This window comes from Ruegeria sp. HKCCA4812, assembly GCF_013034245.1.
Classification (GTDB): Bacteria; Pseudomonadota; Alphaproteobacteria; order Rhodobacterales; family Rhodobacteraceae; genus Ruegeria.
Window position 1 is genome coordinate 1,187,436 of record NZ_WQFQ01000001.1, and the last position, 22,252, is coordinate 1,209,687.

General features: G+C 55.9%; 20 protein-coding genes and 1 tRNA gene. 12 read left to right on the forward strand and 9 right to left on the reverse strand.

Annotated elements, in window-relative coordinates:
* Positions 1-63 precede the first annotated feature (63 nt).
* Positions 64-1,095, reverse strand: coding sequence for an RluA family pseudouridine synthase (locus tag GOW04_RS05925; RefSeq protein ID WP_171231831.1), 1,032 nt, complete (start codon positions 1,093-1,095; stop codon positions 64-66).
* Here GOW04_RS05925 and GOW04_RS05930 point away from each other — a divergent pair.
* Positions 1,094-1,396 carry a DUF6476 family protein gene (locus GOW04_RS05930; protein ID WP_152457651.1) on the forward strand — a complete coding sequence of 101 codons (303 nt, stop codon included), beginning with the start codon at positions 1,094-1,096 and terminating at the stop codon, positions 1,394-1,396. The two genes, GOW04_RS05925 and GOW04_RS05930, sit on opposite strands and share 2 nt — an antisense overlap.
* A gap of 49 nt (positions 1,397-1,445) precedes the next feature.
* Here the strand turns inward: GOW04_RS05930 and GOW04_RS05935 are convergent, their stop codons facing one another.
* The 4 genes from GOW04_RS05935 to GOW04_RS05950 all read right to left on the reverse strand — a co-directional run bounded on the left by GOW04_RS05935 (position 1,446) and on the right by GOW04_RS05950 (position 7,093).
* The gene (locus GOW04_RS05935) at positions 1,446-3,341 is read right to left on the reverse strand and encodes an ATP-grasp fold amidoligase family protein (protein ID WP_171231832.1); all 1,896 of its coding nucleotides are present in this window, start codon (positions 3,339-3,341) and stop codon (positions 1,446-1,448) included.
* A 27-nt stretch (positions 3,342-3,368) separates the two neighbouring features.
* On the reverse strand, positions 3,369-4,421 hold the full coding sequence (locus GOW04_RS05940) for a glycosyltransferase family 2 protein (RefSeq protein ID WP_171231833.1): 1,053 nt from the start codon (positions 4,419-4,421) through the stop codon (positions 3,369-3,371).
* Between the two features lie 22 nt (positions 4,422-4,443).
* A complete protein-coding gene (locus GOW04_RS05945; protein ID WP_254430061.1) occupies positions 4,444-5,145 on the reverse strand; it encodes a class I SAM-dependent methyltransferase in 702 nt (233 codons plus the stop codon).
* Positions 5,146-5,209: 64 nt separating this feature from the next.
* A complete protein-coding gene (locus GOW04_RS05950; RefSeq protein WP_171231834.1) occupies positions 5,210-7,093 on the reverse strand; it encodes a glycosyltransferase family 2 protein in 1,884 nt (627 codons plus the stop codon).
* Between the two features lie 400 nt (positions 7,094-7,493).
* On the opposite strand from GOW04_RS05950, the gene GOW04_RS05955 reads away from it, so the two are divergent.
* The 3 genes from GOW04_RS05955 to GOW04_RS05970 all read left to right on the forward strand — a co-directional run bounded on the left by GOW04_RS05955 (position 7,494) and on the right by GOW04_RS05970 (position 10,922).
* The gene (locus GOW04_RS05955) at positions 7,494-8,060 is read left to right on the forward strand and encodes a hypothetical protein (RefSeq protein WP_171231835.1); all 567 of its coding nucleotides are present in this window, start codon (positions 7,494-7,496) and stop codon (positions 8,058-8,060) included.
* Between the two features lie 481 nt (positions 8,061-8,541).
* The gene (locus tag GOW04_RS05965; protein WP_171231837.1) at positions 8,542-9,066 is read left to right on the forward strand and encodes a type II TA system antitoxin MqsA family protein; all 525 of its coding nucleotides are present in this window, start codon (positions 8,542-8,544) and stop codon (positions 9,064-9,066) included.
* A complete protein-coding gene (locus GOW04_RS05970; RefSeq protein WP_171613685.1) occupies positions 9,066-10,922 on the forward strand; it encodes a KGGVGR-motif variant AAA ATPase in 1,857 nt (618 codons plus the stop codon). Before GOW04_RS05965 ends, GOW04_RS05970 begins: the two co-directional genes overlap by 1 nt.
* Before the next feature lie 528 nt (positions 10,923-11,450).
* On the opposite strand, the gene GOW04_RS05975 is transcribed toward GOW04_RS05970, so the two are convergent.
* Positions 11,451-11,537, reverse strand: a tRNA-Leu gene (locus GOW04_RS05975).
* Between the two features lie 141 nt (positions 11,538-11,678).
* Between GOW04_RS05975 and GOW04_RS05980 the strand changes: the two genes are divergently transcribed.
* Both GOW04_RS05980 and lipB read left to right on the forward strand, forming a co-directional pair.
* On the forward strand, positions 11,679-12,338 hold the full coding sequence (locus GOW04_RS05980; RefSeq protein ID WP_171231839.1) for a DsbA family oxidoreductase: 660 nt from the start codon (positions 11,679-11,681) through the stop codon (positions 12,336-12,338).
* Between the two features lie 39 nt (positions 12,339-12,377).
* Positions 12,378-13,034 carry a lipoyl(octanoyl) transferase LipB gene (gene lipB, locus GOW04_RS05985; protein WP_171231840.1) on the forward strand — a complete coding sequence of 219 codons (657 nt, stop codon included), beginning with the start codon at positions 12,378-12,380 and terminating at the stop codon, positions 13,032-13,034.
* Positions 13,035-13,349: 315 nt separating this feature from the next.
* Here lipB and GOW04_RS05990 read toward each other — a convergent pair whose 3' ends face one another.
* Positions 13,350-14,291 (reverse strand): cation diffusion facilitator family transporter, encoded by a 942-nt coding sequence (locus tag GOW04_RS05990; RefSeq protein WP_171231841.1) that lies wholly within the window; start codon positions 14,289-14,291, stop codon positions 13,350-13,352.
* An 82-nt stretch (positions 14,292-14,373) separates the two neighbouring features.
* On the opposite strand from GOW04_RS05990, the gene GOW04_RS05995 reads away from it, so the two are divergent.
* Positions 14,374-14,796 carry a helix-turn-helix domain-containing protein gene (locus GOW04_RS05995; RefSeq protein WP_171231842.1) on the forward strand — a complete coding sequence of 141 codons (423 nt, stop codon included), beginning with the start codon at positions 14,374-14,376 and terminating at the stop codon, positions 14,794-14,796.
* On the opposite strand, the gene GOW04_RS06000 is transcribed toward GOW04_RS05995, so the two are convergent.
* Entirely contained in the window at positions 14,797-15,216 is a 420-nt protein-coding gene (locus GOW04_RS06000) for an HIT family protein (protein ID WP_171231843.1), read from the reverse strand. It lies immediately after the preceding gene.
* 305 nt (positions 15,217-15,521) lie between these two features.
* Between GOW04_RS06000 and ctaD the strand changes: the two genes are divergently transcribed.
* The 3 genes from ctaD (at position 15,522) to GOW04_RS06015 (ending at position 18,438) form a co-directional block, all read left to right on the forward strand.
* Positions 15,522-17,180, forward strand: coding sequence for a cytochrome c oxidase subunit I (ctaD, locus tag GOW04_RS06005; RefSeq protein ID WP_171231844.1), 1,659 nt, complete (start codon positions 15,522-15,524; stop codon positions 17,178-17,180).
* A gap of 122 nt (positions 17,181-17,302) precedes the next feature.
* Positions 17,303-17,902: a 2-hydroxychromene-2-carboxylate isomerase gene (locus GOW04_RS06010; protein ID WP_171231845.1), complete on the forward strand. Its 600-nt coding sequence runs from the start codon at positions 17,303-17,305 to the stop codon at positions 17,900-17,902.
* A gap of 44 nt (positions 17,903-17,946) precedes the next feature.
* Entirely contained in the window at positions 17,947-18,438 is a 492-nt protein-coding gene (locus GOW04_RS06015) for a DUF2244 domain-containing protein (protein WP_171119599.1), read from the forward strand.
* Positions 18,439-18,456: 18 nt separating this feature from the next.
* On the opposite strand, the gene GOW04_RS06020 is transcribed toward GOW04_RS06015, so the two are convergent.
* Positions 18,457-18,942, reverse strand: a complete 486-nt coding sequence (locus tag GOW04_RS06020; protein WP_152457635.1) for a GatB/YqeY domain-containing protein — start codon at positions 18,940-18,942, stop codon at positions 18,457-18,459.
* Positions 18,943-19,125: 183 nt separating this feature from the next.
* Between GOW04_RS06020 and carA the strand changes: the two genes are divergently transcribed.
* On the forward strand, positions 19,126-20,292 hold the full coding sequence (carA, locus tag GOW04_RS06025; RefSeq protein ID WP_171231846.1) for a glutamine-hydrolyzing carbamoyl-phosphate synthase small subunit: 1,167 nt from the start codon (positions 19,126-19,128) through the stop codon (positions 20,290-20,292).
* 81 nt (positions 20,293-20,373) lie between these two features.
* Positions 20,374-22,251 (forward strand): glycosyltransferase, encoded by a 1,878-nt coding sequence (locus GOW04_RS06030; RefSeq protein WP_171231847.1) that lies wholly within the window; start codon positions 20,374-20,376, stop codon positions 22,249-22,251.
* The last annotated feature ends 1 nt before the right edge of the window (position 22,252 follow it).

A 22,252-nucleotide genomic window follows, 5' to 3' on the forward strand; every position in this document is an offset into this window, starting at 1 on the left:
CAGTCTGGAATTAATCTTACGTTAAGAAAAGGTAAAAAGCCCTTTTTCACAGGAGTTTGCTTATTATGACAGCGGTGCGCGCAGACGTTCGACAAGGCATTGCATATCTTGCGGCAAGTCAGCCTCAAACCGCAGGGATTCACCGGTGACAGGGTGCTCGAATCCCAAAACAGCAGCATGAAGCGCCTGACGGGGAAAAGCGCCTACAAAAGCGGCGTCGGCGGAGAACGCTTTGGCGGACAGCTTGCGCTTGCCGCCATAAACCGGGTCGCCCACCAGCCCGTGCCCTGCGTGGGCCATATGAACGCGGATCTGATGCGTTCGGCCGGTTTCAAGCCAGCACTCGATCAGGGCAAGACCCGCCGGCACACCAAATGTCTCGACAACGCGTGCGCGTGTCACGGCATGCCGCCCGCCATGAAACAGAACCGCCTGTTTTTGACGGTCGGTCTTGTGTCGCGCAAGTTGCGTTGTGACGCGCATGATGTTGCCGGGTTCAAAGCTGATCCCTTTGACACCGCGCAACCGAGGATCGTTGGCATCCGGCACCCCGTAACACACCGCACGGTAATACCGTTCGACGCTATGCGCCGCGAATTGCTCGGCCAGACCGTGATGCGCCGCGTCTGACTTTGCGACCACCAGAAGACCACTGGTTTCCTTATCGATGCGATGCACGATACCGGGGCGTTTCACCCCGCCGACGCCCGACAGATCGTCTCCGCAATGGTGGAGCAAAGCATTCACCAGAGTACCGCTGGGTGATCCCGGCGCAGGGTGTACGACCATGCCTGCGGGTTTGTTGACAATGATTACGTCCGCATCCTCGAAGACGATCTCGAGCGGGATGTCCTCGGGGCCGATATGGCTGTCTTCGGCCTCGGCCACGGCAATCGTGACCCGCGCCCCTTCGACCACCTTGGCCTTGGGGTCGCGTATCTCGGCACCGTCGATCTGTACCGCGCCCCCTTCGATCAGACGCGCAAGTCGGGTGCGCGACAGGTTTTCCCCGTCTGGCACATCGCGGGAAAGCGCCTTATCAAGGCGAGGCGGCGGATCGGCCGCGATCTGAAACTCAATCTGGCGGGTGCCCATGACTGTCCCTTCCGAACCTCAAGAACCGCAGGAAACTCCGCAACTGCGATTGCTGCGGCGGATGGTCATGCTGTTGACCGCGGTGATGATTGGCGGGGTTCTAGTGACATTCGCCCTGATTGTCATCCGCCTATCGGACCGCACACCCACCTTGCCGGATCAGATCGCGCTGCCCGACGGCGCCCGGGCGCAGGCCCTGACCATCGGGGCAAACTGGTATGCCGTCGCAACCGATGACAATCGCATTCTGATCTTTGACAAAACAACTGGAAAACTGCGCCAGGAAATCGCGGTCGAATAGGCCCTGCCAACTGTTCCGGCGGCATGAAAGATCCGGGGATTGTCCAGCCTCAGCCGGGAAACAGCCGAGTTCCGATCCACGCAGCACCCAGACGCTGATCCAGCGCATCCGACCGCATCTTGTGCTTGCCCGACACCGGCGCCAACATGATGTCACCCAAGCAAATCCTGTCACCAACCGGGAAAAGCTCTACGCTTGCGCATTCAAGGTCTTGCCCCAGGGTTTCAGCGATCCGGATCATGTCTTCAAAACGTTCGGGCCGGGGTTCAACAGTGCTGCTGGTTGGTGAATACAGCTCATCTGCAAGGTAATCGTAGTCGCGATCATGGAGCATCTGGATGCGCCCTCGCCCCCGGTCACGGTCAACCTGCACCAGCTGCACGCGTCCGGCGATTACCCAGAATTTCCAGGTGCCGGCCTGTCGATCCCCGGCGGACAAGTCTTCTTCGATGTGATAGAGGGGCTTTTGCGTGGCGCGCCACCATTCGCCTGTCCAGAACCCTTCGGGCGTTTTTGTCTTGTGCCACGCGGCCAGTTTCTGGTTGGCATCGTCGCGCTGCGTACGATCCAGCGGGAACGACAGGGCCAGCTTGTGACCATGGCTCATCGTTCCTTTCAACCAATACTGGCCGGGCCCGAGGTCGAGTGTTTCGGGCAATGCCGGAATGTGCGCCTCCCACATGCGCTGTGGGCAGGCGAGCAGTTCCGAGGCGCTGCCCACGTATTTGGACCGGTCAGAAATCAACGCATCAGGGACTTCGCCAAACAGCTTCATGACCACCAGCTTTTCGGCGAATGTCTTTGGCGCGCGCAGATCGGGTAATGACCGATGGCTATCCGCATAGTTGTACAAAGACATACCAAGCGCATTCAGCCGAGCAGGGTCACTGCCATAGTGTTCCCAACCGCGCGAAAAACCGACGCGTGGCGGGGTGTTGGCACCGTACAGATTGTCAGCTGCAATTGCGTCGAGATCAGCCTGTGCCGCCTTGAGATAGTCTTCCCTGTCAGAGAGCAGAGCAACGGAAACAACGCCGCCGGTGACGTCGTGGATTTCTTCGGTCGTAGCGCGCAAGGTGGGCAGGTTTGCCGGAAACTCCACCGGTTTGAGGCCCGCTCGGCCGTGGCGCGGCAAAGGCGCGTCGCCCGGTCTCACCCCCAGGTTCCGCAAACGTCGATCCAGAAACGAATGCCGTTTGATCCCGTTTGCAATCCACCACCGCATCCGGCGCCCCCACAGATGCACGGCAAGCGTTTCCTCTTTGATATACGCGTCCCTGAACTCTCGGACGTGAATGTCATTGGCCTGCCCTGCCCGTCTGAACGGCAAAGGATAAAAGACCGGTATGGGGCTGGCATGCTTCAACTCGTCGAAATGGCGCAGAAACCATGTCATGACGCCGGGGCCGTAGACGCTGTGCTCCTGATCTGACGCATGCGGCAATTCACCCGCGCGTTTCTGGCGTTCCAGTTCTTCCCGTTCTTCACCTTCAACCCAGGGGCGGATCGGATAGGGATCCTGGCAGTATTCGGAATACGCGTTCAACGTGGGGCTGTCGAAGGGCAGCCGCATAACAGCATTGCAGATGGTATCGCGGTTGAAATACCCAAAAACATGATCGGCCCTTGGTATCGGGGCAAGCGCCAAAACATCCGTGTCGCACCACAGAAAATCCGTTTTCTTCATCAGGTGCAATCTGAAGATATCGGATTGGGGCACCGGCGTCTTGAACTGGTTGTTCACGATGAACTGCGTAGGTTCGTGGATTTCGTTTGCCGACACCAGTTCGATACCATCCGGAACGTTGTCGACTTGCCCATAGTGGAACAAAACGACCCTGTGACCGCATTCGACGAATGACAGCATGCACATCTGCTCCAGAAAGCTCAGGCTGCCTTCCATCCACAGCATCCCAATCGTCGGAAGAGAGTGATCCGCAACCATTCGTCTATTTCTCCAGGGGCTGTTTTGTCAGGACTCTGTCCGGTTTTCGTCAGTCGAAGACGGCGCGCTGGCCGACAGGCGTTCCTTTACGCCACGGTCCTTTGCGACAAAATCCACAGCCGGTTTTTCAAGAAGTTTCTGGTACAGCTCATCATACTCGGGCAGCTTCAGCAGATCGTTGATCAGGGCCTTGTGCCAGCGGAACGCTCTTCTATGCAGCCGTCGAAGCCTGTCGTCAGCGCGAAACTCTTCCAGCACCGCATCCACTTCATCCTTGTACCGCAGGATTGTTTCATCCTTGGCACCGCCACGGTTCCAGCGGTCCCAATATTCGGTTCCAAGTGTCTGCGAGGAATGATTTGCCCGACCTCGGCTGCGCTTGGCCAGATAGGCCTGCGTGGATCTGACGGCATAGTGGTTGATCTGTGCGACTTCAAAACCAAACGGAGGCGAGACATGGTTGCCGAAGGGCGCAGGTTCCGTGGCGTGCCCTCCGGGCACGGACCGGAACACGCCGGCCTGAAGGTCGGCACGGGGGTGCGGGTTGTGCAACCCGAAACGAAGATAGAAATCGCCCTGCCTGAATAGGGATTTGACAAACCGGCGCCCTGCCCCGCCTTGTTCGAAATCCAGTTCACAATCGAAGAATTGCCGCGTCACCAGCGTATCGCGCATAACATGCCGACCACTGTTCGAGAAAATCTTCCAGGGGATGGAGATGACGTCAACGCCGGGCGTTGCCTCGATCAGATCATCAACCCTGTGATTTCCAACGTGAATATTCAGGAACTCATCCGCGTCCCCGACGTATATCCACTTTGCGTCTTTCACCACCGGCAAACGCCGTGCCTGCCTCAGCGCAGACCGATGAATCCCTCCGGTTCCAACCCGGTTCCTGTGAAACTCCACATGGCCCAAGTCCTGCAACCGTCTCAGAATCTGGTTGGTACCGTCTGTACAATCATTGGTGTAGACAATGATCCGATCAAACCCCAACACCTTGTGATGGGCCACCCATTCCAGAATATAGGGACCCTCGTTCTTCATCGCAGTGATGAGGACTTTTTCAGGCTTTTCCATCGCTGCCACTTATCCCCGCCGCCTAGCCGTTCTGACCTTTGCTGTCATCTTGCGGGACAATCTTTTCAATGGCGATCTGCGCGCCGGCAATCGCGCGGATGCGCAACTCTCGGGGGTGCTGGCCCAGAAATTCGTTGACCGCACGGATCACGCCGTCGCCCCACCAGCCGCGGCGGTGGTAGTCGTCGAACGCCATGATCCCCCCAGGTTTGATCTTGGGAAACAAAGCGGCCAGATCAGCGGTCACGCCTTCATATGAATGATCTCCGTCGACATAGGAGAACGAGATGCTTTCATCATCAAAAAGCTCCAACGCAGGCACCGAAAAATCGCGGATAATACCGACCTTGCCCTCTTCGATCTCGGCCTCGAAAGTCTTTACGACCTTCTGGAAGATGGCCTCCATCTTTTCGTCTTCGGTCCGACCCACAAACGCGGTTGTGTGCGACTCCTCACCAATATGCTTCCACGGGTCAATCAGAAAAAGCTGACTGGGCTCGATCAGTTTCAAGATTGTCGGAGAGAACTCACCCTGCCAGACACCGATTTCAACAGCCAAGCCCCCCTTTGGCAAACGCGAAAGGAATGTTCGGCGGATTGCTTCTTTGCTGTTTTTGCGTTTGGTCGCCTTGTCAGCCTTCGGTTTCTTCTGGCCGCCGGGCGCAACACCGATAACCTTGGGTTCGTTCGACATCTCGACCTCACTTGCAGACGGGTATCCCATTCACTCAAAACCCGTTTTGTTCATTGCGCCATGGCTACCACGCCACAGCCTCAAGAACCAGAAGCTATGTGTCCTTTTTGCCAAGCGGTGGCAACTTGTCGATGCCAAGCCACGGTGGCTGCAAGCTGGTTATCCGGTATCGTGCAGCATTACGCCCGAGGAAACTGTTTATCGCCGCATTCATACCCGTATATGACCCGCCTCCGTGACGGCGATAGGATGTGAACGCGATACTGCCCCCGGGGGCAAGAACCCGGTCGATACGGCGCAACAGCTGGGTCATCACCTGCTCTGCCCGCACCCCGCGGATGATGACGACGCCGACGCTTTCGTCTTCAAACAGCTTCAGCATCAAGGGGGGCAGCGCCCGGTAGATATGCAATCGCCCGGCAAGAATGGGGTCGCGGAAATATTCCAGCAATGCATAAAACGTGCGATCCAACGCCTGTAGCTCGGGATCCTGAGTTGCATCCGGACATGTAAAACCGTCCCAAGACAGCCCCCACGGTCCTATGACCGTCAATTTCTCGACAGCGTCCAGATCAAGTATTTCTTCGATGATTTCAGTCTCAACATGTCCGATCAGCACCCAATTCTTCTTGCCACTGATTGATCGAAGAAAACTCTGCCGCTGGTCTTTTGTTCTTTCAACTTCCGGAGGGGCAGAAGGCAGGTAGACAGGATCCTTGGGATCGAACGGCACCGAAACCTGTTTGGCATCCGTAATTTGCGCATGCTGCGCAGCGGCCTCTTCGTAATCAAACGAGGTTTCGAGGGCATCGAGCCGAACGAACCAAGGAAAATTGTATGGCTTGGAGTTCTCGGGCTTGGACATCTTGCCGAGCCGCGTCCATTTCGCGACCTGGGCAAATGTGATGTCCGGGTCCTTGTACATTTCAGCATTGAAAGACAGATCGCCATCTTCCATCACGCCGAGGTCCAGCGCCTTGACATAGCGCCCGCTGCGAAAGCGGCTGAACTTTGCAACAAAATCCTGCGCCACCTCGGTTTTTCTGAGGCTTGCGATGCGTTCCTTGTGAAATGCAACTGCCTGATGATGCAATTGCCCCAGAACAGGATCGGATCGCAGTTTCTCATAAACCTTCCGAAGTCGCGCAACTTTGGACAGGATCGAGGTTTCTTCGATGTCGTTATAGCAATGCAGCTTCCAGTAAGCCTGACCTGTTGCCTCCATCTTCGGATGAAAACTCGAGGTGTTCACATCCCCACGCAACCGCTTCATCAGATAGCTTTCCACGGACCTCACCGCATAGTGGTTCATCCGAAAAAGCCTGCGCCCAAACCCGGCGCCCGTTGATGAATACGCCCACCCGCGTCTTCGCATGGCCGGCGGCAACGGATCACCGTCCCCGTCGACCCAGGCAAATCGATCCGCCTTGCTGGGTATCGGGCCGCGCGGTCGATGCGTGCTGATTGTGCGATACGATCCGTTGTTGCGAAACAGCGATTTGAACGCCCGCAAGTTATGGGGGCTGACGGCGCCAAGCTCGCCCGCACGGGTGAATTGCTCGACAATGAACCTGTCTTCGAACTCGACGATTCCGTTGTGCCCGAACAGCTGCCAGATTGCGGCAAATCCGTCCGCATGCGGCAATGCACGAAACAAATCGTCCAGTGTTCCGTCGCCGACGCGAATATCAAGAAATTCATCCACGTCGCAGACCAATATCCATTCGGCTTCTTTGCACCAGGGGTGTTCCATGGCGTTTGCATAAGCTGAAGCCTGAGGTCCAAATTCCCACGGGCCGGGATTGTCGATATGCGCCAGAAACCCCAGTTCCTGGCATCGCTGGAGGATCGCGTCGGTGCCATCGGAACAATCGTTCGAATTGACGATAAAGTGGGTGAAGCCGATCGAAAGATAGTATGCAATCCATTCCAGGATGAACGGCCCTTCGTCTTTCATCGTGGATATGACAAGTCTCATCGCGTCTACCTGTACCCGTGGCCCGCAAATTCAGGATAGCGGGAAAAAACGCATCTTTGCAGATGTATAGCGCGCATCCCTGCCTGCGGCTTTGTTACGGGCCCCGGAAATGCATTGCAAGTGGACGAGCCCGCCGGTTCAACGTCTGCCAACTCCAGATCCCGCAGACGGCCACGGCCCCGCACGCAGCGATCCCCCAGCGTGTCTCCGCCTTGAAACCGTCATTCGGATTGCCATCGCGCGCCAACCATCTATCGCTGGCATTCACCGCTGTCGAAGTCATTTGGCAGCACAGGCGCGGCATCTCGAGTGGATCATGACAGGCAATCTCAAAGATCAAAGGGCGCATGCGCTCTGAGCACAATGGGAAATCGTCAGGCAATTGCTTCATCCGATGTTGATGCAGAACTATTCCGGCAAAGCCATCGCGGACGCGTTCTGCATTTCTGTGGACACTGCCTACAGGTGGAAGCAGAGACTGCTGGAAGACCTTTGCAAAGAGGCCGTATCCATGCAGCCGCGTGACTTCGTTATGGAGAGTGTGTCCTCACTCAGGCAAGTGCGTGCGGAAGCGTGGGCCGGCTACCATTCCGCCACAGACCGAAAGGAAAAACGGGCATACCTCAACACGGTGACCCAAGCCGAAGCTCAGTTCGACAGAATGGGAGAACGCATCGGACTGTATGGGCGTCCCGACCAAAACCCACTAGACGCCAATGCCTACGGAGAAGTGCGCGAGGGTGAGCAAAGCGATATGATGCTGGTCCGCGAGCTCCAGATAAGGCTGGTTGAATTGCTTTCTCTATCCGGAGAAGGGCGTGAGTTATCAGAAGAAGATGTGACGGAATCATATGACGACCTGATTTCAGGCATAGGACTGACTACAAAACAGGCAAATGAGCAACGACCGATAACCCAATGTTTTCCCAAACGAAAAAGAATACCAATTCGCCCTCAAATAAAGTGATTACGCTCCCTTTTCTTGTTAGAGATGTTTTCTGAATAGTTAGAACTCAGAGCAAAGAATGCAGTTGACATCCAAGAAGGTCGGTATCATATGATGCCAAAGAACATCTCAGCGAACGAGCATTTTGGAATGGCAGCGCCTGACGAAATACGCAAGCAGCTCGCCAAACTATGCCGCTCGACCCGGACACGGACGGAAACTTGGACGAGAAAGAGGCCAAACCGATGGTCACCGGAAACCATTTGCGCACCGGGCACAATTGACGCGTTTACCAACGCGGGAGCTTGGGAGTTCATTGCTCAATGTCTAGATGACGGCGTCGATATCGAAGTTATGACGTTGGACAAGCCACCTGGGAAAACGGGGTATGTGATGCTTGTTCCGGGAAACCACAATGAAAGCATCTACATCAAGCTGGAGATCGCAGAGAGCAAGGTGATAGGGCGTAGCTTTCACGTAAGTGAGAAAAGGAACTACTAATATGGATAATGCACTTAATGGACCTGCAATTCCCACTCAGGTTTGTGAGATTTGCGGCGCAGCGGGCGCTACGATTTCCATGGTAGATCATGAATTTGACTATAGAGCCGGGGATAGACTGACAACCTTGAATGTACGCGTACCAGTTGTCGAATGCGCTTCTTGTGATGACGGATACTTTGCAGAAGGTGCCGAAACAATAAAGCACGAAGCAGTCTGTAATTTTCTGGGAAGGCTCACACCCAAGGAGATATTAGGACTGCGCGAACAACTGGGTATGTCGCAAGCTCAATTTGCGAGGCACACTGGAATCGGCGTGGCGTCAATCAAACGCTGGGAAACTGGCATAGTGATTCAGGGGCAAGCCTTTGACAACCAACTTCGGGCCCTGATCGAAGACTTGGTTGTCAAAAATGCTCAGTCTTGGACCTCGGTCTTCCGTACAGAGATTTCTGAAGCAACACGCCAGAGAGCACGCAGCTTTTCCTTAAGACCAAGCCACAGTAGACAACTCGAGGCCGCATAATGTACGTCGTAACATTCTACTCCTACAAAGGGGGTGTCGGCAGAACATTGGCTCTGGTCAACATTGCCGCGATGCTCGCTGAATCTGGTAGAAAAGTGCTCGCGGTTGACTTTGATCTAGAAGCCCCCAGCCTACCTAGTTTTGATATCTTTCAGAATGCCCGGAACTCGCAAGGGTTGGTGGACTACGTTTCGTCGTATCGCAACACCGGTATCGCTCCGAACTGTGAAGAGTTTATCGTTGAATGTGATGTCAAAAATAACCCGATTTGGGTGATGCCAGCAGGACGTCATTCTGACGGCAGCTATACAGAAGATCTAAATTCCATTGACTGGAGCGTCTTGTACGAAAAGCAAGACGGCTATCTCTTCTTTGAAGACATGAAGCAGCAGTGGGCACAATACAAAGGACATGGATTCGACTACGTCCTCATTGATAGCAGGACCGGACACACTGATGTTGGAGGAATTTGCACGCGGCATCTACCTGATGCCGTGAGTATTATGTTTTTACCAAATGATTCCAATATCACAGGCCTAACTCCAATTGTGAAAAGCATTCGCGATGAAAATCAAGATAGGCACTCAAAAATTGACCTGCACATTACTCCCACGAACGTTCCAGACTTGGACGACGAGAAAGGAATACTGGCGGAACTACTTCATGATGCTTCGGAAAAACTGAACAAAAGCCAAGAATTCTCAACCACAATTCACCACTATCAGAGCCTTGATATTCTCTCAAAGAGCCCTTTTTCGATTGCTCGACCAAATTCCAAACTTTCGCGGGAGTTGGATGAACTGCGGCTTAAGATCGTTGGCAGGAATTTAGCAGATCGAGAAGGAGCTCTATACACTCTTAGCTTAGTCCCTTCCGAACTAGATACTGCAAGGCAACAAGGAAATGTAGAGAAACGCGAACGACTGCACGAACAAACACGCAATATCTTGTTCCTTCACCCGAATGACGGGGAAGTAGCATTTTTGGCAGCTCAAGCTTTCGACGCTCTTGGCGATCAGTCCGAAGAGATCGAAGCGCTCAGCATTGCCATTGATTGTGGCCACGAGATTGATAGGGCGCGCCTGATCCGAGGAGTAAAATCCCTATCATCCTCCGATAGCACTAGGGATTCTTTAGCTGACTTGGTAGCGGTATTGCGGTCAAAGACGGCAACTGTCTTCGAACTCATTCCTGCAATTCAAGTTTTGAAAGAGTTTTCTGACGAATGGTTGGCCGCTGTAGCGGTCGCCCTAGATCGTCCGGACGAGCAATTCGCCATATTGCTGTCTGTCGTTTCGAATCTAATGTTGTGGCGCGAAGCGACACCACTTTGCGCCCAACGGCTTTTGGAGCTGTCCAACTTCAGCGGAATGCCGACTGATCAGAGGACACAAGCCCGCAATTACGCTATTTTGTGCTTAATCGCCTCTGGTCAATTCCACCAAGCAATTGAGTATATTGATAAGTTCTCTACCTCTGACCCATCCGAATACGTGGTTGAGAACCTGTTTAATCGCGCTATGGCGACGTGGGCTATTGACGGAGAACCGCCCATTGAACTCTTGCAAAACATTATCGAGCGAGCAGAAGCTCGCAACTCAAACCTATCTGTTAATGCAAGACAGTGTCTAGGCTTGGCACAAATTGCGCTGGGCGCACATGACGAAGCCATAGAGCAAATTTCAATTGCAGAACAACTGCTTAAACCCGGAGAAACGGTTTTTAGCTGCTGGACTTACTTAAATACACCAAGTGAGGAGCTCACCCAGCAGCTACAAGATATGAGGACGCTTGCGAACGAAGGAAGCAAGGTCATCCCCCCCTTCATGCAGGTCGAAGAAAACCACCTAGACTAAATTAACCTTTTGGCTCCGCCACTTCCGGTGATTATCACTAGACAATTAACCCAATCGTAACTAGGTTCCGTTAGAACGACGAAACACTTCTTGGAGTACTGAGATGATCTTTCATCCTGGTTCAGACGAGTAATATTGTCGAACTTTCTTGAAGCTTACGTAAGAGGCGCTGCAAATTGTAGCGCCTCTTTGTTCATCGAATAGAGAAAGCTGGAGCTCCCGCAGCGAACGCCCTGCCATACTTGGTGGAAACGGAACTCTAAGATAGCGGTAGCTTGCACCAAGGTGAAAGTCTTGCGAAAGACCCTCAACCGAGGTACATCACTTGAGTCCGAAAGAAACTTCAATCCCAAAGCACCGACAGAGCCCCACGGCAGAGCTGCATCTTTGCCCAATTTAATCGATGGCAGTCATAACGATGGATTTGAACCTCCACCAAAGCAGCACGCATGAGGTGGCCCAAAAGGTGGTCTTAATTATGTGATTTCTCATTAAGTTTCTGAAATTAAAATATTTTTCAGAAAATTATGGTGCGGTCGAGAAGACTCGAACTTCCACGGGAGTTACCCCACAGCGACCTCAACGCTGCGCGTCTACCAATTCCGCCACGACCGCACTGCCAATGACTTGGTAAAGCGGCGTATAGACGTTGGTGCGCGCGATGTGAAGAGGCAAAAACGCAGTGGTTTAAATTCCTTCACCACGGGCTTATCTCTGCCACTGGACAACACGCCATTGACCTGACAGGAGCCGCCGATGCCCCCGCCCGAAAACCTCCCGATCGTTCAGATCGATATCGTCTCGGATGTTGTGTGCCCCTGGTGCATTGTCGGGTTTCGACAGCTTGACATGGCGTTGCAGCAACAGGGTGTCCTTGCCCGGCTTTGCTGGCATCCGTTCGAGTTGAACCCGGACATGCCACCCGAAGGCCAGAACCTGCGTGAACATATCATGGCGAAATACGGCTCGACCGCCGAGCAAAGTCAGCAGGCACGGGACAAGCTTACCTCGATCGGGGCCGAGCTCGGCTTTGCCTTTAACTTCGACGATGAAAGCAGAATGGTGAACACATTCGCAGCGCATCAGTTGCTGGATTGGGCGGAATCAGTCGGCCGACAGCATCCTTTGAAACTGGCTCTGTTCGACGCCTATTTCAAAGCGCAGCGGGATGTCTCCGATATGGATGTTCTGCTGGAAGTTGTTCGATCCATCGGACTGGACGCGGACACGGCGCGACAAGCGCTTGAAAGCGGAGAACATATAGCCCCGGTGCGTGAAAAACAGCTGTTCTGGACCAGCCGGGGAATTTCAGGCGTGCCATCCATGGTTTTTGGCGGGAAATACCTGCTGACCGGCGCACAGGGTTCTGAAACCTATGCCCAGGTGCTGCAACGTTGCCTGTCCGAGGCAGCCTGACCCCTTTTCTTGACCGATTCAGACGGATATGAGACCGGCATGGAATGGAAAATCACCGATGGTCTGACCAGCTATGACGACGCCGTTGCCTTTATGGAGGCGCGCGTCGCCGCAATTGCAAATGGCGAAGCCGAAGAATGTGTCTGGCTGCTGGAACACCCGCCGCTTTATACGGCCGGCACTTCGGCCAGGATCGAAGATCTGACCGACCCCGATCGGTTTCCGGTTTACGAAAGCAAACGCGGCGGCGAATACACCTATCACGGGCCCGGCCAGCGTGTGGCCTATGTCATGCTGGATTTGAACAAACGTGGTCGCGACGTGCGTCAGTTTGTGAAACAGCTGGAGACCTGGGTGATCTCGGCGCTGGCGGAATTCAACGTGCAAGGCGAGATCCGTGAAGGGCGCGTGGGGGTTTGGGTTCGGCGTGATGACAAGCCGTTGACAGCGACCGGCAAACCGGCGGAAGACAAGATCGCCGCCATTGGTTTGCGCCTGCGCAAATGGGTCAGTTTTCACGGAATCTCAGTGAATGTCGAACCGGATCTGGAACATTTTTCCGGCATCGTCCCTTGCGGGATAAGCGAATACGGCGTGACCTCATTGGTCGACCTGGGCTTGCCGGTAACGATGGCAGACCTTGATGCCGCACTGAAAAAGACTTTCGCAGACGTTTTTGGCCCAGTGGCACCCTGAATCCATCTGTCGATCACTGCGCAGCGAATCGCTGCGCGCCACTGTTGCAAACAACAATCCCTGTGGCCGGCTGGCTCTGTTTCCCATGCGTAAGGCAATTAACCCTGAATTCGGTGGATTTATGGAAGTCTTTAAGCATTTTTTAACTCAGGTAGATACAAAGGCCCCGTTAACGAGTAATATGGAACTGCCAATCAAGAGTGAGTGGTATGTTAACCGGTGATCCAGGGCTCGCCCTCGAAATCCGAGAAGTGTTTGGTTACGAGTCTGCCGTTCCGACCCCAAATCGGAACGGCAATTCTCTTTCAGGCACCGCTATTCTTCCTGGTGGCCAAATCGGGACGAACCGACGCAGGCGCGGCCAGCCTGTTCCAGTTCGAGCGTCGCATGCCCCACCCCGAAACGAACTTGCAAAGTGTGCCTGACACTGTCCCGTACCATTTCGGCATCTGACCACGCGTTCGCATCGATGACCAGATGCGCCGTCAGCGCGGGCTGCCGCTCCTGCATGGCCCACAAATGCACGTGATGCACTTCGGCCACCCCATCCGTTTCTTCGATCGCCGCGGCTACCTGCTCTGGCTCCAGGTCGGGCGGAGCGCCCAGCATCAGAACGCGGACCGTCTCGCCTATCTCTTCTTTGACATGCCACATGATGTAGACCGAGATCAGGATCGTCACCGCCGGGTCCACCCATGTCCAGCCGAACAGGATCACTGCGGTGCCCGCTACGATCACGGCGATTGATCCCAAGGCGTCCGCAACATTATGGATGAATGCGGCCCGGATATTCATGCTGTCCTTGGCCATGGTATACGTCAGCGCAGCGGTTATGAGATCGACCACCAATGCCAGCGCGGCGACCCAGACCACAAGCCATCCGTTGATCGGCTCGGGTTCAAAAAACCGCATGACGCCTTCGTAGAACAGGTAGACCGACAACACGATCAACGTAGTGTAATTGACCAAGGCCGCAACGACTTCGGCCCGACCATAGCCAAAGCTCATCCGTGGATCGGCCGGACGCCGTGCAATCTTGCGGGCAAAAAACGCAATGATCAGCGCAACAGCATCCGAAAAATTGTGCAGCGCATCGGCAATCAACGCCAGAGAACCCGAAATGATGCCCCCGATGACCTGAGCCAATGTCAGGAACATGTTCACCGCAATCGCCCAGGCGACGCGCGCATCGCCAGCGTCTGGATCAATGTGGTTGTGTTGGTGACCATGCCCGGTGTGGGAATGCTGGTGTGCCATATCGTTTCATGTCCCTTGTTACGGCTTCCCAGAGCATGTAATTCCTCTAGCCACTAGAGGTTCAAGAGGTCAAAACCGAAAAATGTATTCGATCGGGGACTTATCGCGCCGAACCGGGGTGAAAATTCCGACAATCCGGTTCTATGAAGACAAAGGCCTGTTACCCAAACCAGAGCGAACCGCGGGCAATCAACGCCGGTATGACGCAGCCGCGTTGAAACGGCTGATCTTCATTCGCCATTGCCGTGATCTGGGATTGCCGCTGGCCGACGTCGTGGGCCTGCTGTCCCTTGAAGGCGCGTCTGGCAGCGACCTTAACCGGGCCCACGAAATTGCCCAAAAACAACTGGCCGATCTCCGGGACCGAATTGCCCGCCTGCAAAACCTCGAAGCGGAACTGACCCGAATTTCAGCGGCCTGCGACGGGCAGCACGATCATGTCTGTGCCGTGCTGCACGCGTTTCAGGATCATGGCGAATGCATGGGGCCCCATGGCGCCGAATGATCAGGCGAGAGCGGCGCTGATCTTTTTCGCGTGTTCACCGATAATCTCGAAATCCCCCATCTTGCCCGGCGGGCGCATGGAAACCCCTTCGTGGCGCGGCAGGACGTGGAAATGCAGGTGGAAGACTTCCTGCCCGCCTGCCGCCTCGTTGAATTGCTGAATCGTCACCCCGTCCGCGTCGAATGCGGACTTGACCGCCCGGGCCATCTTCTGCACCGTTTTCACAACCGCCGTCAGTTGCTCGGGCGTGGCATCCAGTACGTTGCGGCATGGTGTTTTGGGGATCACCAAAAGATGCCCGTCCGCGCGCGGCATGATATCCATGAAAGCCAGCGTTTCATCATCCTCGTACACGCGCATGCACGGGATTTCTTCGCGCAGGATTTTGGCAAAGATATTGTCGGGGTCGTAATCAGCCATCTCAAACCTCTGGATTGCGGGTGTTGGCACAGTTCTGAGACGCGCGTGGGCAACGGTCAAGGCGGAACTCTGCCAACGCCCATGCCGCATCGACAGTCCGGGCTTGAATTCTCATCCGCCATGCCCAGATACCCCACATTCAAGGCCGGAAAATCGTGCGGCGCCCGCGTGCCCGCGACAATTAATCTTGATCCAGATCAAACTCGGCCATTGAAGGTGCCCTCTTCACATTCTAAAACCAGCAGGAATCCCGCGCGTTGGAGAGGTCCGACTGCGCGGTGCAGTTGCAACAGGAGGCACCTATAATGGCAGACGCAGCCATTCACGGTCACGACCATGAAGATCAGCGCAGCTTTTTCCAGCGCTGGTTCATGTCGACCAACCACAAGGACATCGGGATTCTGTACCTGGTCGTTTCGGCCCTTGCCGGTCTGATCTCGGTGGCGATGACCGTTTACATGCGGCTCGAGCTGATGCACCCGGGCGTTCAGTACATGTGCCTGGAAGGCTTCATGGCCGACCCGTGTACCCCCAACGGACACTTGTGGAACGTGATGATCACCTATCACGGTGTTCTGATGATGTTCTTCGTTGTCATCCCTGCCCTGTTCGGCGGATTTGGCAACTATTTCATGCCGTTGCAGATCGGTGCGCCGGACATGGCGTTCCCGCGGATGAACAACCTGTCCTTCTGGCTCTATGTCGCCGGCACCTCGCTGGGTGTTGCCTCGCTGCTCAGCCCGGGTGGTAACGATCAGCTCGGCTCGGGTGTGGGCTGGGTTCTGTATCCGCCGCTGTCGACGACCGAAGGCGGCATGTCCATGGACCTGGCGATCTTCGCCGTGCACGTATCGGGCGCCTCCTCGATCCTCGGCGCGATCAACATGATCACCACCTTCCTGAACATGCGTGCCCCAGGCATGACCCTGTTCAAGGTACCGCTGTTCAGCTGGTCGATCTTCGTCACCTCATGGCTGATTCTGCTGTCGCTGCCGGTTCTGGCAGGCGCGATCACCATGCTGCTGATGGACCGCAACTTTGGCTTCACCTTCTTTGATCCGGCCGGTGGCGGTGACCCGATCCTGTATCAGCACATCCTGTGGTTCTTCGGCCACCCCGAAGTGTACATCGTGATCCTGCCCGGCTTCGGAATCATCAGCCACGTGATCGCCACCTTCTCGCGCAAGCCGATCTTCGGCTATCTGCCGATGGTCTGGGCGATCATCGCAATCGGCGTGCTGGGCTTTGTCGTGTGGGCGCACCACATGTACACCGTCGGCATGTCGCTGCGTCAGCAGGCCTATTTCATGCTGGCAACGATGGTCATCGCGGTTCCGACGGGGGTCAAGGTATTCTCGTGGATTGCCACCATGTGGGGCGGCTCGATCGAGTTCAAGACACCGATGCTGTTCGCCTTCGGCTTCCTGTTCCTGTTCACCGTCGGCGGTGTGACCGGTGTGGTTCTGTCGCAGGCCGGTGTCGACCGTGCCTATCATGACACCTACTATGTTGTGGCACATTTCCACTATGTGATGTCGCTGGGTGCTGTCTTCGCGATCTTTGCCGGGGTGTACTTCTACTTCAGCAAGATGACGGGTCGTCAGTACTCTGAGTTCTGGGGCAAGGTTCATTTCTGGCTGTTCTTCATCGGCGCCAACCTGACCTTCTTCCCGCAGCACTTCCTGGGCCGTCAGGGCATGCCGCGCCGTTACATCGACTACCCCGAGGCATTCGCCCAGTGGAACTTCGTTTCGTCGGTCGGCGCGTTTATCTCGTTCGCCTCGTTCCTGCTGTTCTTCGGGATCGTGTTCTACGCCCTGTTCCGTGGTGCGAAAGAGACACGTCCGAACCCGTGGAATGAATACGCGGATACGCTGGAATGGACCCTGCCGACGCCGCCGCCCGAACACACGTTCGAGCAGCTGCCCAAGCAGGAAGACTGGGACAAAGGCCACGCGCACTGATCCCGATCTGATCCAAGGAAACCCCGCCCACGTGGCGGGGTTTTTCGTTTCCACCTCTGCCGGTTCGCCAAGTGTACCAAAATCCGCTATGATACCCCCGCAGAACAGTCGGAGGATCGGCAATGCCGGAAATCGACTTTTGGTATTCAATCGGCAGCACTTACAGCTTCCTTACCCTGATGCGTCTGGACGACTGGTGCGCAGAACATGACGCCACCGTGAACTGGCGGCCCTTTAATGTGCGCACGGTCATGTCAGCCCAGCAGAATATCCCGTTCGCCGGAAAACCCGAAAAATCCGCATATATGTGGCGTGATATCGAACGTCGCTGTGCCAAGTATCACATCCACGCCAGCCTGCCCGCACCCTATCCGATTTCCGATCTTGCCCTGGCCAATCAGGTCGCTTTGTTTGGTATGAGGGATGGATGGGGCAAGTCATTTACCCAGAACCTATACCGCATCTGGTTCGAGGATGGCGTCGAGGCAGGCAGCGAAAGCGCCCTGTCCGAAGCATTGCTGCGGTGCCAGCAGGATCCTCGCCTGACGCTGGCTCGCGCGCGCAGCCCGGATATCGTCACCGCGCTGGAAGCTGAAACAGACATCGCCGTGAAACTGGGTGTTTTCGGCGCCCCCAGCTTCGTGGTGAGGCAAGAGGTGTTCTGGGGCGACGACCGTTTGGATGACGCCTTGTCCTGGGCGCGTGTGGGCCACGTGGTCTGATCAAAATCCGTCGACATGAGGCGGCACTGCGATATGTTTCCGGTATGCCGTACAAATGGAATCAGACATCCGAGACCGAACAGGAACTGCGCCTCTGGCCGCATAACTCACTGCCGCGACGTGGGGCGATGATTGCCATCCTGTCCGTATTTCTGTTCGGTTTGATCCCATTGTTGGCCGTGCTTGGGTCGGTCGTGTTGTGGGGCCTGTTACCGTTTCTGCTGTTGACGGTGCTTGGGCTTTGGCTGGCGATTCAGGCGAACTATCGCGCGCGCAGTGCGTTTGAGGTTTTCACCTTGTCCGGTTCACAAGCCCGCCTGGTGCATCACACTCCGGGCAAAGACCAACAGGAATGGTCGTGCAATCGCTATTGGGCACGACCTGAAATGTACGAAAGAGGCGGCCCGGTTCCACACTATGTCACGCTCGTCGGAGACGGGCGTGAAGTAGAAATCGGGGCGTTTTTGTCGGAAGATGAGCGCATCACGCTCTATGACGATTTGGCCAGGAAACTGCGCGACCCTGTCGCGCAGTAGGTGTTTCAGCCTGATGTCTCAGCAGTCGCCGTTTGACGCGGCGCAGAGGTGGTCCTTGACCATAGGCCCGACCTTGCCGAAATCCATCTGTCCGGTATAACGGGTCTTCAACTCGCCCATGACCTTGCCCATGTCGCGAATGGAACCGGCACCGGTCGAAGTGATTGCAGCCTGAATCGCCTTTGACACCTCATCATCATCCAGCTGCTTGGGCAGAAACTCTTCGATGACGGCGACTTCCTGCATCTCGCGCTCGGCCAGGTCCAGGCGACCGCCCTCTTCATAGGCGCGCGCACTTTCCTTGCGTTGCTTGGTCATTTTGCCAAGAATTTCAAGCACCTCTGCATCACCACAGCCCTTGACCTCTTCATTGTCCGAGGCGCGCGCGGCGATGTCGCGGTCCTTGATGGCCGCGTTGATCAACCGCAGCGTCGACAGACGCTCGGCTGCTTTGTCTTTCATTGCTTGCTTCAGGGCGGCATTCACCCGTGATCGCATGTCCATTTGGCTTGTCCATCCCCATGACAACGGAACCCCGAACATATCTAAACAAAAAGCGTGTTACAACCGGGGGCGAACAAGCTTAACCCATTGAAAAATAACGATAGCCCAAAAATTGAACAGACTTGACCCAAGCGCTTAACCCCCTTAGGTATGCGCCGGTTTACCTTGCAGGAGAGTCGCGCCATGGCCCAGAACGCCCCGTCCAAGCCCACCGCATGTCTGGCTTTGGCCGACGGAACGCTGTTTTACGGCATCGGTTTCGGTGCAACCGGACAGACCGTGGCTGAACTCTGCTTCAACACAGCGATGACCGGATATCAGGAAATCATGACCGATCCATCCTATGCCGGGCAGATCGTCACCTTTACCTTCCCCCATATCGGCAATGTCGGAGTGAACCCCGAAGATGACGAAACCGCTGATCCAGTCGCCGCTGGCATGGTCGTCAAATGGGACCCGACCGAGCCGTCCAACTGGCGCTCGGCCGAAGAACTCAAGGGCTGGCTTGCCCGCCGTGGACGCATCGCCATCGGCGGCGTCGATACCCGCCGTCTGACCCGGGCCATTCGCCAGCAGGGCGCGCCGCATGTGGCGCTGGCTCATGATCCCGAGGGCAATTTCGACATCGAAGCACTGGTTGCTGCGGCCCGCGGCTTTGCCGGGCTGGAGGGGATGGACTTGGCCAAGGATGTCACCTGTGCCCAAAGCTACCGCTGGGATGAAATGCGCTGGGCGTGGCCGGAAGGATACAAGCGGCAAGAGGCCCCCGCCCACAAAGTCGTGGCTGTCGACTATGGAGCAAAGCGCAATATTCTGCGCTGTCTCGCCTCGGCTGGATGTGATGTAACCGTGCTGCCAGCAACGGCAACCGCTGCCGAAGTGCTGGCCCATCAGCCGGATGGCGTTTTCCTGTCGAACGGTCCCGGCGACCCGGCCGCAACGGGTGCCTATGCTGTGCCGATGATCAAGGAAATTCTGGACACAACCGATCTGCCCGTCTTTGGTATCTGCCTTGGCCACCAGATGCTTGCGCTGGCGTTGGGCGGTCAGACAGTCAAGATGAACCACGGCCACCACGGCGCGAACCATCCGGTCAAGGATCTGGAAACCGGCAAGGTCGAAATCACTTCGATGAATCACGGTTTTGCCGTGGACGCACAATCTTTGCCGGAAGGCGTGGTCGAGACCCACAGATCGCTGTTTGACGGCTCGAACTGCGGGATTCGCATGACTGACAGACCTGTATACTCGGTACAATACCACCCCGAAGCGTCGCCCGGACCCCAGGACAGTTTTTACCTGTTCGAACGTTTCGCCGAAGCGATGGAAAAGAAAAAAGGGCAGGCATAAACCCTTAAGTTACCAGAGTTAACGGCACATTAACCTTGTTTGATCAACCCTGAGCGCAGGTAACTGTGCCAGGGTTTTTTAATGGTTGAACTTAACCTTCAGGATTTTACAAACGCGTCCCCGATCCCGGCGCCCGGATTTCGCAAACCGCTGGGCACATGCCTGCTGGAAACCGAGGTCATCACGCGCTCGCAACTGGACCATGCGCTGAGCCTGCAGACCAGGCAGAAAGCGCCGCTTGGCGAGATTCTGGTTGGCGAGGGGTATGCCACCAGGCAGGACGTTCTGAAGGCCCTGTCGACGCAGTTCGGGTGGCAGATCGCGGACCTCGAACAAATTCCACCGATGCCCGGATTGTGTGACCTGAAGCCGGTAGATTTCTGGCTTGAGCACAATGTCATTCCCTGGATGCGCATCGGCCCGTTGCTTTTGGTCGCCACTGCCCGGCCCGACCGTTTTGCAACCGTGGCAGCCGAGATGCAGGATTGCGACTATTCCATCCTGCCGGTTCTTGCGGATTCTCATCAGATCGACCGGGTCATTGCACAGCACTTCTCGCGGACACTCGCAAAAGCGGCCGAAACCCGTGTGAACGCGGAACAAAGCTGTCGCAACTGGACCGCCGGGTCCCGGCTCGTATCATCTGCGGCAACGCTGGGTGTGCTGTGTCTTTCTGCCCTGTTCCCCTCGATTGGATTGATGGTTTTGTTGGGCGCGGCCGTAGGCAGTTTGGTTCTTTTTGCAGCCTTTCGGATAATGGGCGCCCTGGCCTGCCTCAGCGACCGCATGAAAAAGCCGACCGAGCCAACAGAGGCGGCGATCGCGCTGCGTCACCCCTGCGTGTCCATCATGGTGCCGTTGTACAAGGAGCGAGAAATCGCGAGTGCTCTGGTGCAACGGCTTCAAAGGCTGACCTATCCCAAAGCGCTGCTGGACGTCATTCTCGTGCTTGAGGCGACGGATGACGTGACGCGCGACGCCCTTGCGCGAGTGGCTCTGCCCAGTTGGATGCGTGTAGTTGAAGTCCCCGAACTGAACGGGTTGACCACCAAACCGCGCGCCATGAATTACGCGCTGGACTTTTGCCGCGGTGACATCGTTGGCGTTTGGGATGCCGAAGACGCACCACAGCCGGATCAGATTGAACGTGTGGTTGCGCATTTCACCCAAGCTTCGCCCGAGGTGGTTTGCCTGCAAGGTGTTTTGGATTACTACAACCCCCGCACGAACTGGCGGTCGCGCTGTTTCACCATCGAATACAACAGCTGGTTTCGCGTGATCCTGCCGGGCATCGCACGTATGGGGCTGGTCGTCCCGCTTGGGGGAACGACGTTCTTTTTCCGCCGCGAAAAGCTGTTGGAACTGGGCGGTTGGGACGCCCACAATGTCACCGAAGATGCCGATTTGGGCGTGCGGCTTTGCCGAGCGGGTTACCGGACCGAGATGGTGGACACCGCCACCTTCGAAGAGGCGAATTTCCGTGCCTGGCCATGGGTGAAGCAACGCTCACGCTGGCTCAAGGGGTTCATGGTCACCTATCTTGTGCACATGCGGGACCCGTGGAAACTGTATGCTGATTTGGGTGCGGCCAAGTTTATCGGCCTACAGGCGTTCTTTCTGGGCACTCTGGGTCAGTTCCTGCTGGCCCCCGTTCTATGGATTTTCTGGCTATACGCCCTGGGCATGCCCAATCCGATGGAGCAGATCCTGCCGCAGCAGATCACGACGGCGCTGATCTGGCTGTTTCTGGCGACCGAGGCCCTGAATATATGCGTCGGAATCATCGCTGTATCCGCGCGCGAACGTCGGTTTTTGCTGCCGTGGGTTCCGACGATGTGTTTGTATTTCCCTCTGGGGGTGGTCGCCGGCTACAAAGCCCTGTGGGAACTGGCGACAAATCCGTTTTTTTGGGACAAAACCCAACACGGGCAGGCCAGCGAAGACGTTCCGCTGACCTGAC

Coding starts and splice junctions, on each gene's coding strand:
- GOW04_RS05930 (WP_152457651.1), top strand. CDS start 1,094: ATGACTGTCCCTTCCGAACCTCAAGAACCGCAGGAAACTCCGCAACTG.
- GOW04_RS05925 (WP_171231831.1), bottom strand. CDS start 1,095: ATGGGCACCCGCCAGATTGAGTTTCAGATCGCGGCCGATCCGCCGCCT.
- GOW04_RS05935 (WP_171231832.1), bottom strand. CDS start 3,341: ATGGTTGCGGATCACTCTCTTCCGACGATTGGGATGCTGTGGATGGAA.
- GOW04_RS05940 (WP_171231833.1), bottom strand. CDS start 4,421: ATGGAAAAGCCTGAAAAAGTCCTCATCACTGCGATGAAGAACGAGGGT.
- GOW04_RS05945 (WP_254430061.1), bottom strand. CDS start 5,145: ATGGGATACCCGTCTGCAAGTGAGGTCGAGATGTCGAACGAACCCAAG.
- GOW04_RS05950 (WP_171231834.1), bottom strand. CDS start 7,093: ATGAGACTTGTCATATCCACGATGAAAGACGAAGGGCCGTTCATCCTG.
- GOW04_RS05955 (WP_171231835.1), top strand. CDS start 7,494: ATGCAGAACTATTCCGGCAAAGCCATCGCGGACGCGTTCTGCATTTCT.
- GOW04_RS05965 (WP_171231837.1), top strand. CDS start 8,542: ATGGATAATGCACTTAATGGACCTGCAATTCCCACTCAGGTTTGTGAG.
- GOW04_RS05970 (WP_171613685.1), top strand. CDS start 9,066: ATGTACGTCGTAACATTCTACTCCTACAAAGGGGGTGTCGGCAGAACA.
- GOW04_RS05980 (WP_171231839.1), top strand. CDS start 11,679: ATGCCCCCGCCCGAAAACCTCCCGATCGTTCAGATCGATATCGTCTCG.
- lipB (WP_171231840.1), top strand. CDS start 12,378: ATGGAATGGAAAATCACCGATGGTCTGACCAGCTATGACGACGCCGTT.
- GOW04_RS05990 (WP_171231841.1), bottom strand. CDS start 14,291: ATGGCACACCAGCATTCCCACACCGGGCATGGTCACCAACACAACCAC.
- GOW04_RS05995 (WP_171231842.1), top strand. CDS start 14,374: ATGTATTCGATCGGGGACTTATCGCGCCGAACCGGGGTGAAAATTCCG.
- GOW04_RS06000 (WP_171231843.1), bottom strand. CDS start 15,216: ATGGCTGATTACGACCCCGACAATATCTTTGCCAAAATCCTGCGCGAA.
- ctaD (WP_171231844.1), top strand. CDS start 15,522: ATGGCAGACGCAGCCATTCACGGTCACGACCATGAAGATCAGCGCAGC.
- GOW04_RS06010 (WP_171231845.1), top strand. CDS start 17,303: ATGCCGGAAATCGACTTTTGGTATTCAATCGGCAGCACTTACAGCTTC.
- GOW04_RS06015 (WP_171119599.1), top strand. CDS start 17,947: ATGCCGTACAAATGGAATCAGACATCCGAGACCGAACAGGAACTGCGC.
- GOW04_RS06020 (WP_152457635.1), bottom strand. CDS start 18,942: ATGGACATGCGATCACGGGTGAATGCCGCCCTGAAGCAAGCAATGAAA.
- carA (WP_171231846.1), top strand. CDS start 19,126: ATGGCCCAGAACGCCCCGTCCAAGCCCACCGCATGTCTGGCTTTGGCC.
- GOW04_RS06030 (WP_171231847.1), top strand. CDS start 20,374: ATGGTTGAACTTAACCTTCAGGATTTTACAAACGCGTCCCCGATCCCG.